The following is a 16,728-nucleotide window of genomic DNA, read 5'->3' on the forward strand; positions in this document are numbered from 1 at the left end:
GGGTAAAACTCCTCTTCTACTGCCTGCCATTCTATGTAATTCAGGCAAGAAAGTCGTTATGAAAGTCGACAAAAAAGGCCACGTGTTGTGGCCTTTTTAGTTATCTGGAGATCAAACACATCCTCCGGAGTGCCTATGAGGCGTTATGGTTCGGTGTTTTATCGGTTGACGGTTGTTCTTCATCGTCTTCGACAAAAACCGGCAGTGGTTTGTGTTTTTCTGCCAGATAACTATAGATGACAGGGAGAACAAACAGTGTAAACAGTGTTCCAATCGCCAGACCGGCAACAATGACAATACCGATACTGAAGCGCTGTTTGGCACCGGCACCGGTGGCATACATTAATGGAATCAGACCGGAAATCATTGCTGCAGTTGTCATCAGAATTGGACGTAAACGAACCTTAGCCGCTTCCTTCACCGCTTCAATTCGGTCTTTATTGAATTTTAATTGTGCTTCTTTGGCGACTTCACAAATCAAGATACCATGCTTGGTGATCAAACCAATCAAGGTAATCAACCCGACTTGAGAGTAGATGTTGAGTGAGGTGAAACCGAAGAATCCTCCCCATGCTAACGCCACCAAAGCCCCACAAATCGCAAGTGGTACCGAAACCATAATGACGATGGGGTCCCTGACCGATTCAAACTGAATTGCCAGCACTAAGAAGATGACAGCCAGCGCCAGTGCAAAAGTTGTATAGAGCGCACTCCCTTCGGTAATAAACTGACGAGATTCACCCATATAATCCCGGGTATATCCGAGTGGTAGGGTTTTATCGACTTCTTGGTTCAACCATTCAAGTGCGCTTCCCATGGTCACACCGGGCGTTGGTACGGCACTAATCGTCGCTGAGTTGAGCTGATTAAAGTGAGGTAAGCTTCGAGGCTCGGAAACCACATGGATCTTAATCAGACTACGCAACGGAATCGCATCACCATTAGCGGCCAGTACATAGTAATTATTCATTGATTCAGGGTTGAGCCGATACTGACGTTCAACTTGCGGAATCACTTCATAGGACCGCCCATAGAGATCTACCCGGTTGACATACCCGTCAGCCATCATGGTTGCCAGCGTTGTGCCAATATCTTGCATGGTAACGCCGTAAGCACCAGCTTTGTCTTTATCGATACTGATCTTCATGGTTGCGGAATCGAAGTTCAGATCCAGTGTTGAGTAGACAAACAGCGGACTTTTCTGCACTTTACTCAGAATGTCAGAAGCCAGAGTAAACAGGTTTTCAAAGCTGTTTGGTGTTTTCAGCACTAACTGAATCGGCAGACCTGAACCGGCCCCCGGTAGTTCCGGCATTTCGAAGGCTGACACTGACATACTCGGCACTTCTTTCAAAAGCCCTTGTAGTCGTTTCTGGACATCAGACTGACTGGCTTCACGTTGGCTCCAGGGTACCATGACTGAGAAACCCAGCGACTGGTTTGATTTTGGCACACCTGTAAACTCCAAGTTTAATTCAACTTCAGGCTGCTTGGTCAAAATGTCATTGACGTGTTCCATGGTTCTCTGCATGTAGTCAAGGTTGGCGTTTGACTGGCCATTGGCAATAAACATGACCACACCATTATCCTCAGAAGGGGCCAGTTCAGTCGGAATAAATTTGAACAGCACCGGCAGGCTGGCAAGGATAATTAAGGCAAAAGCAATTACAACGGGACGGTGGAGCATGACCGCAGAGAGCATTTTCTCGTAGCGGCTGGTGATTCGATCCAGTGCAGCGTGAACCCGGCGTTCAAACCCGCTGGGGGTGCCGTGTTCGACCAGCATCTTGGAACACATCATCGGTGAGAGTGTCAGTGCGATAATCCCTGAAACAATCACTGCGCCTGCGAGAGACAAGGCAAACTCCTTAAAGAGCGAGCCAGTTATCCCTTGTGTCAGGGCGATCGGTGCATATACCGCTGCCAGCGTCAGTGTCATGGCGATCACAGGTAATGCAATTTCCCTGGTTCCGATAACAGCGGCTCTAAACGGAGTCTCCCCCAGCTTGATATGGCGGTCAACGTTTTCAAGGACAACGATCGCATCATCAACAACCAAGCCGATTGCGAGCACCATGGCAAGCAATGTCATTAAGTTCCAAGAAAACCCGAAAGACTGCATGACTAGGGAAACCCCTATCAGAGACAGTGGAATCGTGATAACCGGAATCACAACAGCACGGAAAGAACCAAGGAAAAGAGTGATGACAACCAAGACGATCAGGACAGCTTCTCCAATCGTTTTGATGACCTCATTAATCGATTCGTTGATTGCTTCTGTCGAATCGTAGAGCAGCGTCATTTTAATATTGCTCGGCATATTCTTTTCGATGCGCGGCATAATTGCTCTGACATCTCGTGCAATATCGATTGGGTTGGCGCTGGGGGCTGCATTAATTGCAGCAACAATGGCTTCTTTGCCGTTTGCAGTTGCCCGATAGGTATCATGACTTTTTGCCAGTGAGACTTTCGCAATGTCGCCTAAGCGAATAATTTGACCATCATCCGACTTGATAACTAACCGTTCTAACTCTGTCGGTGTAGAAACCTGCGTATCCGCATCACCGTTATAGAGGACAAATTCACCCGTTGATTGACCCGTTGCAGACTGAAAGTTATTCGCGCTCAACACCTGCATAACCTGTGACGCGGACAGTTTCAGTGCAGCCATTTTATTGGGATCCAACCAAATACGCAGGGCATATTTGATCCCACCATAAAGATCAACCTTTGATACACCACTGACTGAAAATAGCTGTGGATTGACCACACGTTCCAGATAGTCGTTAATCTGGCTCGAGTTGAGCTCATCACTGGTAAAGCCGATATAGAGTACCGCAGTTGTTGAACCGGTTGACATCGTGACACTCGGGTCTTCGGCTTCTTTTGGCAACTGGGAGCGTACCGAGTTGGTTTTTGCCAAAATATCGGCCAATGCGGCATTCGGATCGGTATTGAGTTTCATTTTGACCGTAATAATTGAAGCGCCCATTGACGAATCAGAGGTCATGTAATCAATATGATCGGCCTGGGCAATGGCTTGCTCCAGGGGTTGGGTAATGAATCCTTGAATCAGATCCGAGCTGGCACCATAGTAGCCAGTCGTCACGGTAATCACGGTGTTCGTCATCTCCGGATATTGCCTGATTTGCAGCTTGAATACAGCTTGTAATCCAAGTAACGCGATCAGCAGGCTCAGAGATATGGCGAGAACCGGACGTTTGATAAAAATGTCAGTAAAACGCATAAAACCTCCGGTTAAAGCATGGGAACTTCAGATAATGGTGCGAGTGTATTACTTTCCACCACATGAACTTTTACCCCATTACTTAAGCGGACCTGACCGGAAGTGACAATGATGTCTCCGTCTTTCACACCACTTAATATATGAGCGACATCTTTTTTGCGTTCTCCGACCTGAATCACATGTTGCTTAACACGCTTTTCACCATCTTTATCGGTCACAATGTAAACACTGTCACCATAGAGGGTATAGGCAATGGCCACCTGAGGAATAATGATCTGATCTTTTTGGATCGGCAATTGGATATTCGCTTTGGCAAACATCCCGCTGCGGAGTTTACCGTCACTGTTCGGAATATTTGCTTCGACCTGCACTAACCCGCTTTGAGCATTGACTGCTGGTTCGATAGCTTTAATTGTCCCTTTAAATGAATCATCCGGGTACGCATCAACAGCGATATTGACCGTCTGACCGACTGAAATTTTAGACAGGTCAGTTTGTGGGATCGTGAAGTGTAGACGCATCACTGAGGTATCTTCCAGACGGACGATGTCCGAACCAATATTCAGATATTGACCGACATAGATATTGCGGATACCGACAGAACCGGAGAAAGGTGCTTTGATTTCACGCCGGGCAATGGTGGCTTTCAAACTTTCGATGTCAGCAGAGAGGGAGAAATAAGCGGCTTCGGCCTCATCAAAAGATTCCTGGGACAAAGAGCCTTTGGCATAAAGACCTCGGTAGCGCTCATATTTCGCTTTTGCCGCAGGCAAACGGGCTTGCGCACTTTTTAAGTTCGCTTTCTCAACCGCTGAATCGAGAGTCATCAGCATCTGTCCTTTTTCGACCGAAGCACCTGACTCGAATGCAATATCTTTAATCACGCCACTGGTTTCAGTGGTGAGTGTGACCCCTTGTTTCGGCTCGATAAAACCGATCGCTTCAATAACGGGTGTCCAATCTTGCACTTTAATCTGAGAAACGGTGATGGGATATGAGGGTTCGGGCATGTTGGCGAAATAGTCGTTCATCGCTTTTTGCTTGAACAAATTGATTCCGATAACACTACCTAACAGCACAATAACAATCAGCAGCATCGAGAGTGTCCATAGTAATGTCCGCTTTTTCATTCGATGTTAAACTCCAAGTTTAATGATGAACTAGCCTCAACAATTTTGTTTCTCTAGTTTATGCAACAAGGTGCTTTTGTGATAAAGCTGAATCCACTATCACAATTATTGGTTCGCTTGATTGCTAACTTTTTGGTATTGAAGCATGAAATTAGGTTGCCATTATAGCTTACAGAATAGCCATATATGCAACACACTTGTGCAGTAAATGATGTAAAAAAACGCATATTGACACGAGTGGTAAATTTATCAGTCGGGCATTATCATGAGGTCGTGTGAATATCCTCGTAAACAGTCATCAAGTTCAAAGCAGATGAGATAACGGATGAAGTTAAATCCAAGGCAAGATGAAGCCGTCAAATATATATCGGGTCCGTGTTTGGTGCTTGCCGGTGCCGGATCAGGTAAGACCAGGGTGATTACCAATAAAATTGCTTATTTAGTGCAGCAGTGTGGTTATAAAGCCCGTAATATTGCAGCGGTGACGTTTACTAATAAAGCGGCCAGAGAAATGAAAGAACGTGTCGCTCAAACGTTAGGGAAAAAAGAATCTCGTGGTCTGATGGTTTCAACCTTCCATACCCTCGGTTTGAATATCATTCGTCGGGAATATAAAGCACTCGGTCTTAAGGCCGGATTTTCTTTATTCGATGATCAGGACCAATTGGCTCTCCTCAAAGCGTTGACGGAAAAACAGCTCGACGGGGATAAGGACTTACTACGTCAGTTGCTCAGCACGATCTCCAATTGGAAAAATGACATGCTCTCTCCGGAGCAGGCCAAGGCGAGCGCCAGAGGTGAACAGCAACAACTATTTGCTTTTTGCTATGCGCTGTATCAGAACCAGATGAAAGCCTACAATGCACTGGATTTTGATGATTTGATTCTAATGCCCGTCGGACTACTGAAAAATAATGAGCAAGTCCGACAGCACTGGCAGTCCAGAATCCGTTATCTGCTGGTGGATGAGTATCAGGATACCAATACCAGTCAGTATGAACTGGTGAAGTTGTTGGTAGGTGAGCGTGGCCGGTTTACCGTGGTAGGAGATGACGACCAGTCGATCTATTCGTGGCGAGGTGCTAAACCACAAAATCTGGTGTTATTGGGAGAAGATTATCCGAACTTACGGCTGATTAAGCTGGAGCAGAATTATCGTTCGACGAATCGGATTTTGCATTCGGCCAATATTTTGATTGCGAATAATGCCCACGTATATGAAAAGAGGCTCTTCTCTGAGTTACCTGATGGCGAAAAACTCAAAGTGATTATGGCCAATAATGATGAGCATGAAGCAGAACGGGTGACCGGTGAAATTATTGCCCACAAATTTATTAATCATACCGATTATCGCGACTATGCCATTTTGTACCGGGGAAATCATCAGTCCCGTTTGATTGAAAAAAGCCTGATGCAAAACCGGGTGCCTTACAAAATTTCAGGGGGCACTTCTTTCTTTGCCCGAGCTGAGATTAAAGACATCATGGCGTATCTGCGGGTGTTGGTAAACCCGGATGATGACAATGCTTTTTTACGGATCATCAATACTCCGCGTCGAGAGATTGGCCCGGTGACGCTGGAAAAGCTGGGCAACTATGCCAATATGCGCGGGAAAAGCCTGTTTGAAGCGAGTTTTGAAATCGGTCTGGAACAGCATCTGACCGGTAAAGGGTTAGAAAACTTAAGGCGTTTTACACAATGGCTGGTGCAATTGTCCGATCAGGCTGACAGAGGTGACACGGTGGACGTTGCACGCTCACTGGTTCGTGATATTCACTATGAAGACTGGCTGTATGAAACTTCGTCAAGCCCCAAAGCGGCTGAGATGAGAATGAAGAACGTCTCCGACCTCTATTCATGGATCGTTGCAGATTTGGAAGGGAATAACCCCGATCAGGAAGAGAAATCGCTTAAAGAAGTCGTTCAGCGCCTGACATTGCGTGACATGATGGAGCGTGGTGAAGAAAATGATGACAGTGACGCAGTCCAATTGATGACGCTGCATGCCTCCAAAGGCCTGGAGTTCCCCTATGTTTATCTGATCGGTACTGAAGAAGGGATTTTGCCTCATCAAACCAGCATTGATGAAGATAATATTGAAGAAGAGCGTCGTCTTATGTACGTTGGGATCACGCGTGCTCAAAAAGAAATGACATTCATGGTTTGTAAAGAAAGACGCCAGTTCGGGGAGTTGATTCGGCCGACTCATAGTCGTTTCTTAGATGAATTACCTTATGATGATGTCACTTGGGAGCAGAAGAAAAAAGAGCTTTCACAGCAGGAACGAATGGAGAAAGGTCAGGCGCATATTGCTAATTTGCGAGCCATGTTTAAAAAGGATTCTTGACGAATTAAACTGGAAAAGCAACGATAGGGCGTGGGGTGATTGATTGCTTTTTCGGTCGTGTTCAACTGTCTGATTCTCGAAGAGATGCTTTTTTTAATGAAGACTGACGAAAAAGGCGTCAAACGAGAAAAAAAGTTGAAAAAACACTAGACGACAAACAATGATATCCGTATCATTCCCCTCCGCCGATAGGGCATGATGCGCCCGTAGCTCAGCTGGATAGAGCGTTGGCCTCCGGAGCCAAAGGTCGAAGGTTCGAATCCTTTCGGGCGCGCCATTTGCGGAGGAATGATCGGTAACAGACGTATGGTGGCTATAGCTCAGTTGGTAGAGCCCCGGATTGTGATTCCGGTTGTCGCGAGTTCGAGTCTCGTTAGCCACCCCATTTTCCTGAGAAGACTTCCTGTTCAGGCTGTTTTTCAGAAAGACAAACGGACTGTTTGCCTTGAGCATGAATCCTATGCTGTTGGCAGTGATAGATAATATCAAACAATAAATGTATCGGTGAATAGCGCAGTTTGGTAGCGCATCTGGTTTGGGACCAGAGGGTCGGGGGTTCGAATCCCTCTTCACCGACCACTTTTTCAGTGGTGGCTATAGCTCAGTTGGTAGAGCCCCGGATTGTGATTCCGGTTGTCGCGAGTTCGAGTCTCGTTAGCCACCCCATTTATTCTCGGTGAATAGCGCAGTTTGGTAGCGCATCTGGTTTGGGACCAGAGGGTCGGGGGTTCGAATCCCTCTTCACCGACCACTTTCAGAGCCTCGGCAGATGCCGGGGCTTTTTTGTCTCTGTGATATCTAATGTGCTGCGGTCAAACGATTCGTTTGCTCTCATCGATACGCGATTGGCGCAGTTTGGTTGCGCATCAATTCTTTTTCACAAAGGCGGACCAGAGGATGTTTTTTGGGGTTCGAATCCCTCTTCACCGACCACTTTCAGAGCCTCGGCAGACGCCGGGGTTTTTTTGTATCTGTGATATCTACTGTGCTGCGGTCAGACGATTCGTTTGCTCTCATCGATACGCGATTGGCGCAGTTTGGTTGCGCATCAATTCTTTTTAACAAAGGCGGACCAGAGGATGTTTTTTGGGGTTCGAATCCCTCTTCACCGACCACTTTCAGAGCCTCGGCAGATGCCGGGGCTTTTTTGTCTCTGTGATATCTACTGTGCTGCGGTCAGACGATTCGTTTGCTCTCATCGATACGCGATTGGCGCAGTTTGGTTGCGCATCAATTCTTTTTCACAAAGGCGACCCAGCGGGTGTTTTTTGGGGTTCGAATCCCTCTTCACCGACCACTTTCAGAGCCTCGGCAGACGCCGGGGCTTTTTTGTCTCTGTGATATCTAATGTGCTGCGGGCAAACGATTCGTTTGCTCTCATCGATACGCGATTGGCGCAGTTTGGTTGCGCATCAATTCTTTTTCACAAAGGCGGACCAGCGGATGTTTTTTTTGGGGTTCGAACCCCGCTTCACCGACCACTTTCAGAGCCTCGGCAGACGCCGGGGCCGTCGAGGATTTGTTGTTGCTGAATACATATGAAAATCATGAAATTTTATTTTGTATCGATTTTTGAATAGATTCAGTTTCATAGCATTATTGATACTATCAATAGGTAACCTAGTATAATTGACTAGGTTGTCAGGCGTGTGAATGTAAATATTTAGTTAACGTGATGGTAGTGTTAATAACCAGTATGGTGGCTTATTTTGGTCTAATATATTAGAAGTGTACTTTATGCTGGATAGTATGAATATTTATTTGATATTTTTCGGTATTTTTTTATGTGATTTTTTAAACGTGAATCTGTGAACGGTTTTAGTGTTTTATTCTGAGTATTTTATTTTATTTACATTTTTAACTGATGACGATTACATTGATGTTGCGTGATTTTTTATTCTCTAATATAAGAAAAATGCACAAAAAAAGCATTTTTATTCGATTTTTATCGGGTATTTTCCGGTTATACTGAATTTATATACTATGTTTATTGCTTTTTTTTGAAATTTTTGCACAATGATAAGCTTTGTGAGTAATCAGCAGAATATGCTGATATGAAAGGATTCAACTCTTTAGGCTCGGCATTCTTGCGAGTCAGAGGTCAAATTTGTCATGTCTCTTTTAGAAGTTAAAAATCTTCGGATCGAATATCCGTCACGGCATGGGGTTCATGCCGCAGTGAAATCCCTTTCTTTTCAGATCGAGCGTGGAGAAATCGTCGGTGTGGTTGGCGAATCCGGTGCGGGGAAGTCAACCGTCGGTAATGCCGTTATTGATCTGCTCAGCCCCCCGGGTGTTATTGCTGGTGGTGAGGTCTATTTAAATGGAGAAAAGATATCGGGACTGTCACCGGAGCAAATGAGACGTGTGCGCGGATCGAAAATTGGATTTATTTTTCAGGATCCGATGACCTCGTTGAATCCGCTCTTTACGGTTGAGCAGCAACTGAAAGAAACGATTCATGCCAACATGAAAGTGACGGATGAAGAAGCCTATCAGCGCGCACTTGCGCTTATGCAGCAAGTCGGGATCCCCCAACCTGAGAACCGTTTAAAACAATATCCGCATCAATTTTCCGGTGGGATGCGGCAACGGGTCGTGATTGCTATCGCCCTAGCCGGTGAGCCGGATTTAATTATCGCGGATGAGCCGACCACAGCGCTGGATGTTTCGATTCAGGACCAAATCTTGAATCTGATTCGCGAACTCTGTGTTCAGAATCAGGTTGGTTGTATGCTGGTCACCCATGATATGGGCGTGGTTTCGAATGTTACTGATCAGGTTGCTGTGATGTACCGGGGTGATCTTGTTGAATTCGGGCCGACCGCACAAGTGCTGGGAACACCACAGCATCCTTATACGAAGAGCCTGATTTCGGCGGTGCCCCGTTCAGATGTGAAGCTTGAGCGTTTTCCTCTGGTGACTTATATCGAAGAAGTCAGTGAGACGGAGCCGCTTGATATTAAGCATCACTGGCTCGGGCAGCGTCAGGATCAACGTGATTATTCCGGTGCGTTATTGAAGGTTGAAGACGTCAATCTACGCTTTGTAACCAAAGATTCGTTGTTTGAAAGTCGGCGTGAGTATGTTCAGGCTTCAAACCATGTCAGTTTTGAAGTAAAAGAAGGTGAAACCTTTGGTTTGGTTGGGGAGTCTGGTTCCGGTAAATCAACGATTGCGCGTGTGATTGCTGGTTTGTATGCACCAAATTCCGGGAAAATTACGTTTGAGGGGATTGATCTTACGGCGCTGAAGTCAGAAAAAGCGCGCCGGCCTCTGCGTCGGCAGATGCAGATGGTGTTTCAAAATCCGTATACCTCAATGAATCCCCGGATGAAGGTCTTTGATATTATTGCCGAACCGATACGCTTCCATCATTTGACCAAAAATGAATCTGAAACGCGACAGATTGTCTATGATTTGCTGGATTACGTCGGTCTCGGACGGATGTCCGGGGTGAAGTATCCGCATGAGTTCTCCGGGGGGCAACGCCAACGAATCTCAATTGCGCGTGCTTTGGCAACCCGCCCCCGGTTATTGATTTGTGATGAACCCACATCCGCGCTGGATGTGTCGGTTCAGGCGCAAATCCTGAATTTGTTGAAAGATTTACAAGCAGAGTTAAATTTAACCATGCTCTTTATCAGCCATGATTTACCGGTAATCCGCCAAATGTGTGATCGGGTTGGTGTGATGAAGATGGGCACATTACTTGAAGTTGCGCCGACAGAAACGTTGTTTTCTGCACCGCAACATGAATATAGCCGCCAGTTAATCTCTCTGATGCCTGAATTTACCGGGCTGAAAGATGATATTGCGGCAATGCGTTGATTTGATCTCAACCCCAAAAGACAAAAGCAAACACACGAAGGGATGAACTTCCCGCATAAGGAGTTATGCAATGAAAATGATAAAAACTAAACTGGCTGTGGCATTAATGGCTGTCGGACTGAGTTTCTCAGCCGCTGCTGCGGATATTACGATTGCTTATGCCGCTGACCCGGTTTCTATGGACCCACAGGAACAGTTATCTGTAGCAACTTTGCAGCTTTCTCATATGGTGTTCGATCCCCTTGTTCGCTATACCCAGTCTAAAGAGTTTGAACCTCGTTTGGCGACAAGTTGGGAACGTATTAATGACACGACGATGCGCTTCCATTTGCGTCACGGCGTCAAATTCCATACGGGCAACCCCTTCTCTGCGGATGATGTGATCTGGACATTCAACCGTCTGAAATCTTCAGATGACTACAAAGGGATCTTTGCTTCAATTGAGAAAGCGGTCAAAGTTGATGATTATACCGTTGATCTGGTGACCACTGGTCCATACCCACTTATTCTGCAAAATGCGACTTATATCTTTGCGATGGATAGTAAGTTTTATTCAGGTAAAACGGAAGACGGCAAAGATAAGTCAGAAATCATCAAGCATGGCAATTCATTTGCATCAACGCATGAATCCGGTACCGGGCCATTTGTTGTCTCCTACCGTGAACAGGGCGTGAAAGTCGAATTTGAGCGCTTCAAAGACTACTGGGATAAAGATTCAAAAGGCAACGTTGATCACCTCACATGGGTTCCGATCAAAGAAGATGCAACACGTGTTGCAGCGCTGCTTTCCGGGGATGTTGACATGATTGCACCGGTTGCCCCGAATGATTTGGAACGGATTGATGAAGCCAAAGGTATTGATTTGGTGACCATTCCCGGCGAACGGATTATCACATTCCAGATGAATCAGAAAAGCCAGCCAGCCTTTAAAGACAAGCGTGTCCGTGAAGCGGTGACTTATGCGGTCAACAACACCGGGATTGTGAAAAAAATCATGAAAGGTTTTGCAACCACCGCAGCGCAACAGAGTCCAATGGGCTATTTGGGGTATAACCCAGATCTGAAACCACGTTACGACCTGAAAAAAGCCAAAGCACTGATGAAAGAAGCCGGCTATGAAAAAGGCTTTAACATCTCGATGATTGCACCGAATAACCGCTACGTGAATGATGCAAAAATTGCTCAGGCTGTGGCTTCAATGCTGTCTAAAATCGGTATCAAGGTCGATCTGAAAACCATGCCAAAAGCACAATACTGGCCTGAGTTTGATAAATGTGCTGCGGATATGCTGATGATTGGCTGGGCCTCAGATACACAAGATTCTGGTAACTTTACCGAATACCTGACCATGACGCGTAACTCAGAAACCGGTAAAGGACAGTACAACTGTGGCTACTACTCTAACCCGGAAGTGGATCGTTTGGTCGAAGCCTCTAACGTTGAAACCGATTCAGCGAAACGCGCAACGATGCTGAAAGAGGTTGAAGCGAAGCTCTATCAAGATGCTGCTTTTGTACCGCTACACTGGCAAAACCTTGCTTGGGGTGCCAAATCAAATGTGGATATCAAACCGGTTGTGAACGCAATGAATTATCCTTACTTGGGTGATTTAGTTGTCAAAGAGTAACAATCTCTACTGAGCCAGTGTGCCTCATCACAATGAGGCACACTGGCCTGTATTTATTTCCTGTTATTACGGTGCTTATTTCATTCAGTCGGATAAGCACCTTTTTCAGACTGAACTCTCGTTAAAGTCATTTGGCTTGTCACGAGGTCACAGATAGCCAAGGGGCAAGATATGTTCTCTTTCCTGTTCAAACGTCTGATTCAGGCGTTTGTCGTTATGTTTGTCATCAGCTTAGTTGCTTTTGCCATTCAGGATAATTTAGGTGATCCATTGCGTGAGCTGGTGGGTCAGTCCGTGTCAGAGGCACAACGTCAGGAACTTCGTGATGAAATGGGGTTGAATGACCCGTTTATGGTGAAGTATGTCCGGTTTGTCAAAGCTGCATCGCACGGTGATCTCGGGACGTCGTATTTCTTCAAGCGTCCTGCTCTGGATGTGATTCTGGAAAAACTCGTCGCTACATTAGAGCTCGTGTTCGGCGCTGCGGCGATTATTATTTGCTTGTCTATTCCTCTTGGTGTTTATTCAGCGATCCATCCGAAAAGCTTTTTTTCCAAAGTGATTATGGCAGCCAGTAGTATTGGTATTTCGATTCCGGTCTTTCTGACGGCAATCATGCTGATGTATGTTTTCTCCATTGAATTGGGATGGTTGCCTTCTTATGGGCGAGGCGAAACAGCCAATGTGCTGGGATGGGAGTCAGGGTACTTCACGCTCGATGGTTTAGCGCACCTTATTTTACCGTGTATCTCACTGGCATCGATTATGTTGCCGCTGTTTATTCGTCTGGTGCGCTCGGAAATGCTGGAAGTGCTGAGTTCTGAATACATTAAGTTTGCCAAGGCAAAAGGATTGGCACTGCGTAAAATCTATTATCGTCATGCATTGAAAAATACCATGTTACCGGTATTGACGGTCGGCGGGGTACAGCTTGGCACTATGGTCGCTTATACCATCCTGACGGAGACCGTTTTTCAATGGCCGGGGACCGGGTTCTTATTTCTGGAAGCCATCAACCGGGTTGATACACCATTGATTACTGCCTATGTCATTTTCGTCGGGCTCATTTTTGTGGTGACGAATACCATTGTTGACCTGCTATATGGATTAATTAACCCAACCGTAAACCTCACCGGAAAAGGAGCGTGATGATGAACCAGACCGTATCCGCCCCCTCTATCTGGGAGCGTTTTAAAAAATCAGATTTTCTTTACTATTTCTTAAATGACAAAGTTGCAATGTTCAGCTTTGCGGTATTTCTTACCTTTGTTGTGGTTGCTTTACTATCGCCTTTGATTGCCCCGACGAATCCTTATGACTTAACGTCACTGGACATTATGGATTCGGAAATTCCACCGAGCTGGATGCCAGACGGCGATAGTCGTTTCTTGTTGGGCACTGATGATCAGGGCCGGGATATTCTGTCGACGATGCTATATGGGTCGAGACTCTCTTTGACGATTGGCTTTTTAGCGGTGGCGCTGCAACTGTTTCTCGGGATTATCATCGGTCTTTCATCCGGGTATTTTGGTGGCCGGATTGATAGTTTCCTGATGCGCTTTGCCGATGTGCAGCTGTCTTTTTCAACCATGATGGTGGCCATTATTGTTTCGGCCATTTTTAAGGCAAGTTTTGGTAGTGAGTTCTATAGTGAATATGCGGTTATGATGCTGGTTGTGATTATCGGTATCGCCGAATGGCCACAATATGCCAGAACGATTCGGGCTTCGGTACTTGCGGAGAAAAAGAAAGAATATGTTGAAGCAGCACGCGTGATGGGATTTAAATCACTGAGAATCATGTTCCGTCATATCCTGCCGAACTGTTTATCCCCTATTTTGGTGATTTCGACGGTTCAGGTTGCCAATGCCATTATGTCTGAAGCGGCACTTTCTTTCCTCGGTCTTGGATTGCCGGTTGACCAACCGTCACTTGGTTCTTTGATTAGTATCGGTTTCAACTATATTTTTTCCGGCTCATGGTGGATTACCGCATTCCCGGGAATTGTTCTGGTACTGTTGGTGCTGGTGATTAACCTGCTTGGTGACTGGCTCAGGGACGTTTTTAACCCTAAAATTTATAAAGGATGATGAAGTCGATTGATTTATCGATGAAAACTTTCCTAAACTGAGCCGTATAACCAATCAATACGGCTCTTTTTTTGCATATATTCTTTGTCTCGTATTGGAGCAGTGTTGTGATCGATTAATTATTTGACAACTTAAAGTTTTGACAACTTAAAGTAATGAAAGGATTTTGTTGTGAATGTGATGGTAAAGATCACCAAAAATGTCCTCATGAGTTTTGCCTTACTTTCTTGTGTTTTTGTGACTCATTGGGTGAAGGCTCAAGAGAAATTTCTTTGTGATGCGACACAGGCATCGACACAGGAGCTGCCGACATTAGACAAAAACTGTCCGATCGGTGAAGGTTTATGGGGGAAAAGTCAGCCCCGCAGTCAGAACTCAATGTTCTGGATTCAGTGTGGTATTTTCAGTCAGCCCATGCCATTAGCTGATGCGAAGATATTATATCGACAAATTTCTACCGATGTCTGGATGAAGCCCGGAGCCAAGCAGTATCGGTGTTTGATCGGGCCGTATAAGGATATTCGTCAGGCAAGACAAGAACTGAATAAAGTTCGTCAGTTGAAAGGGTATCATGAAGCCTTCATCCGGGAGGTTCGCCAACCACATCAAGCGACGCCAGTTGCGAGAGCCGCGACACCACCGCAGTCATCGGTCACACAACGTCAGGTGCGTGACCCTCAACCGCGCACTGCGCCACAGCCAGCGACGCCACCACAGTCCTCTCCACCACCAACCGCACAAACATCAAATCGAACCGCGCCGCCGCCGCGCCCTTCAACCCCGACAACCGCAGCAGGGATTGAGATACGTAAGCAAACTGTGATTGCCGGGGTGAAATATGTGATTCCGTTTATGGGAGTGAAATCCTCTCAGTTCTATATGGAATATGAAATACCTTGGAATCGGCTGGATTATGATCAAGCCTATGCAATCTGTCAAAAAATTGGCATGAAGATGGCTACGGAGAGTCAGTGGAAACAACTGTTGGCGTCTCAGATCATGAATCGTGATCAGTGGCCGCTTTACTTACCTTATTGGGGAATCGATAAGAGAGGGATGTTTACCAGCGGCAAAGTCAGCCAGTTGAAAGGCTCATCACTGCTGAATGTTGTTTGTGTTCAATAGGATATGAAGTTCTCAGCTATATGATGGTTTTCAACCACGAATGGCCGCGGTGAGAGGCGCAGATGATGGACATCAGATAAGATGATATTTCTTATCAAATGATAATGAATATTATTTATTTTTTTCACTAATCGGGTAAAATCCAGCTTTTGTTATCCCTGTTTGTAAAGGAATTCATCATGCTGAAAAGGTTCATGACGCTTTTGTTGATTTTATTCGTGCCTCAGGTTGTCGCCAAAGTCACGACGGTCACAGATGTATTAGGGCGTCAGGTGACGCTCGATCTCCCCGCCCAACGTGTAGTCCTCGGTTTTTATGGTGAAGATTATATGGCTATCGGCACGGAAAAGGCATTTGATCACGTTGTCGGGATGTCAAAAGGAATCTGGGAGCAGTGGCGTCCCGCGAACTGGGCAATGTATGTCGCGCATCGACCATCACTGGAAACCTTGCCTGATGTCGGTAAAGTCGATACCCAGACATTCTCGGTCGAGAAAGTCATGAGTTTACACCCCGATTTGTTGGTATTGGCGGAATGGCAGTACAAAGGTTTGGGAAGCGACGTTGATCGCATCGAACAAGCCGGTATTCCTGTGATTGTCGTCGATTACAATGCACAGACCGTTGAACGGCACGTCGAAAGTACCCTGATTATTGGTCAGATTACCGGTCAGGAAGCCCGGGCACAAAAAATCGCAACCGAATACCAAAACATGATTCAGGTGGTGAAAGACCGTTTGGCAAAGGCCAATCTTCCGAAACCAACGATTTATGCTGAGTTTGGTTTCCCGGGGACAAAAGAATATGGCTACACGTTCGGCAAAAATATGTGGGGCGCGATGTCTGAAGTTGCCGGCGGCGATAATATTTCCAAGCCGTTTGTCGAATGGTGGGGACATTTGAATCCTGAGCAAGTTTTAGCGGCCCAGCCTGATGTTATCCTGATCACTGGCTATGAATTCGGTGGCGCTGATGACTCAATGCTGATTGGTCAAAATATTGACCGTGCGACTGCATTGGCGCGTTTGAAAGGATATAAACACCGTCTCGGCTGGAGTAGTCTGCCCGCGGTGAAAAATAACCGAATGATTGGGATCTATCACGGTGCCTCACGCAGTATTATGGATGCACCGATGACCCAGTTTATTGCTAAAGCGCTCTATCCGGATTTGTTTGCCGATCTCGATCCTGAAGCGGAATACCTCAACTTCTATAAAAAATATCTGCCAGTCACTCCGACAGGGACTTTTGCAGTATCACTCTAATTGACTGTATTCATCATGAATGAAGCCGCTGATTTTGCAGCGGCTTCTTACTTTCGCTAAACACAT

8 protein-coding genes, 5 tRNA genes and 1 pseudogene are annotated in these 16,728 nt (G+C 46.0%); 12 read left to right on the forward strand and 2 right to left on the reverse strand.

What is annotated here, in order from left to right:
• Nucleotides 1-178: 178 nt before the first annotated feature.
• A pseudogene (locus OCV37_RS00320) lies at nt 179-3,247 on the reverse strand (multidrug efflux RND transporter permease subunit); the annotation flags it as partial.
• An 11-nt stretch (nt 3,248-3,258) separates the two neighbouring features.
• Complete coding sequence (locus OCV37_RS00325) at nt 3,259-4,377, reverse strand: efflux RND transporter periplasmic adaptor subunit (protein WP_038181547.1); 1,119 nt, start codon at nt 4,375-4,377, stop codon at nt 3,259-3,261.
• 325 nt (nt 4,378-4,702) lie between these two features.
• On the opposite strand from OCV37_RS00325, the gene rep reads away from it, so the two are divergent.
• From rep to OCV37_RS00385, 12 genes are all read left to right on the forward strand, one after another.
• Entirely contained in the window at nt 4,703-6,724 is a 2,022-nt protein-coding gene (gene rep, locus OCV37_RS00330) for a DNA helicase Rep (RefSeq protein WP_038181549.1), read from the forward strand.
• A 200-nt stretch (nt 6,725-6,924) separates the two neighbouring features.
• Nucleotides 6,925-7,001 (forward strand) — tRNA-Arg (locus OCV37_RS00335).
• A 32-nt stretch (nt 7,002-7,033) separates the two neighbouring features.
• Nucleotides 7,034-7,109: transfer RNA gene (locus OCV37_RS00340), tRNA-His, on the forward strand.
• A gap of 117 nt (nt 7,110-7,226) precedes the next feature.
• Nucleotides 7,227-7,303 (forward strand) — tRNA-Pro (locus OCV37_RS00345).
• Nucleotides 7,304-7,314: 11 nt separating this feature from the next.
• Nucleotides 7,315-7,390, forward strand: a tRNA-His gene (locus tag OCV37_RS00350).
• Nucleotides 7,391-7,398: 8 nt separating this feature from the next.
• Nucleotides 7,399-7,475, forward strand: a tRNA-Pro gene (locus OCV37_RS00355).
• 1,361 nt (nt 7,476-8,836) lie between these two features.
• Nucleotides 8,837-10,555 carry a dipeptide ABC transporter ATP-binding protein gene (locus tag OCV37_RS00360; protein ID WP_038181151.1) on the forward strand — a complete coding sequence of 573 codons (1,719 nt, stop codon included), beginning with the start codon at nt 8,837-8,839 and terminating at the stop codon, nt 10,553-10,555.
• Nucleotides 10,556-10,625: 70 nt separating this feature from the next.
• Complete coding sequence (locus tag OCV37_RS00365) at nt 10,626-12,182, forward strand: ABC transporter substrate-binding protein (RefSeq protein ID WP_038181148.1); 1,557 nt, start codon at nt 10,626-10,628, stop codon at nt 12,180-12,182.
• 171 nt (nt 12,183-12,353) lie between these two features.
• The gene (locus tag OCV37_RS00370; RefSeq protein ID WP_038181145.1) at nt 12,354-13,331 is read left to right on the forward strand and encodes an ABC transporter permease; all 978 of its coding nucleotides are present in this window, start codon (nt 12,354-12,356) and stop codon (nt 13,329-13,331) included.
• A gap of 2 nt (nt 13,332-13,333) precedes the next feature.
• Nucleotides 13,334-14,272: an ABC transporter permease gene (locus tag OCV37_RS00375; RefSeq protein WP_169739365.1), complete on the forward strand. Its 939-nt coding sequence runs from the start codon at nt 13,334-13,336 to the stop codon at nt 14,270-14,272.
• Between the two features lie 180 nt (nt 14,273-14,452).
• The gene (locus OCV37_RS00380; protein WP_038181167.1) at nt 14,453-15,397 is read left to right on the forward strand and encodes an SPOR domain-containing protein; all 945 of its coding nucleotides are present in this window, start codon (nt 14,453-14,455) and stop codon (nt 15,395-15,397) included.
• Between the two features lie 179 nt (nt 15,398-15,576).
• Nucleotides 15,577-16,662 (forward strand): ABC transporter substrate-binding protein, encoded by a 1,086-nt coding sequence (locus tag OCV37_RS00385; protein ID WP_038181135.1) that lies wholly within the window; start codon nt 15,577-15,579, stop codon nt 16,660-16,662.
• Nucleotides 16,663-16,728: the final 66 nt, after the last annotated feature.

This window comes from Vibrio rhizosphaerae (assembly GCF_024347095.1).
GTDB classification, from domain to species: Bacteria; Pseudomonadota; Gammaproteobacteria; order Enterobacterales; family Vibrionaceae; genus Vibrio; species Vibrio rhizosphaerae.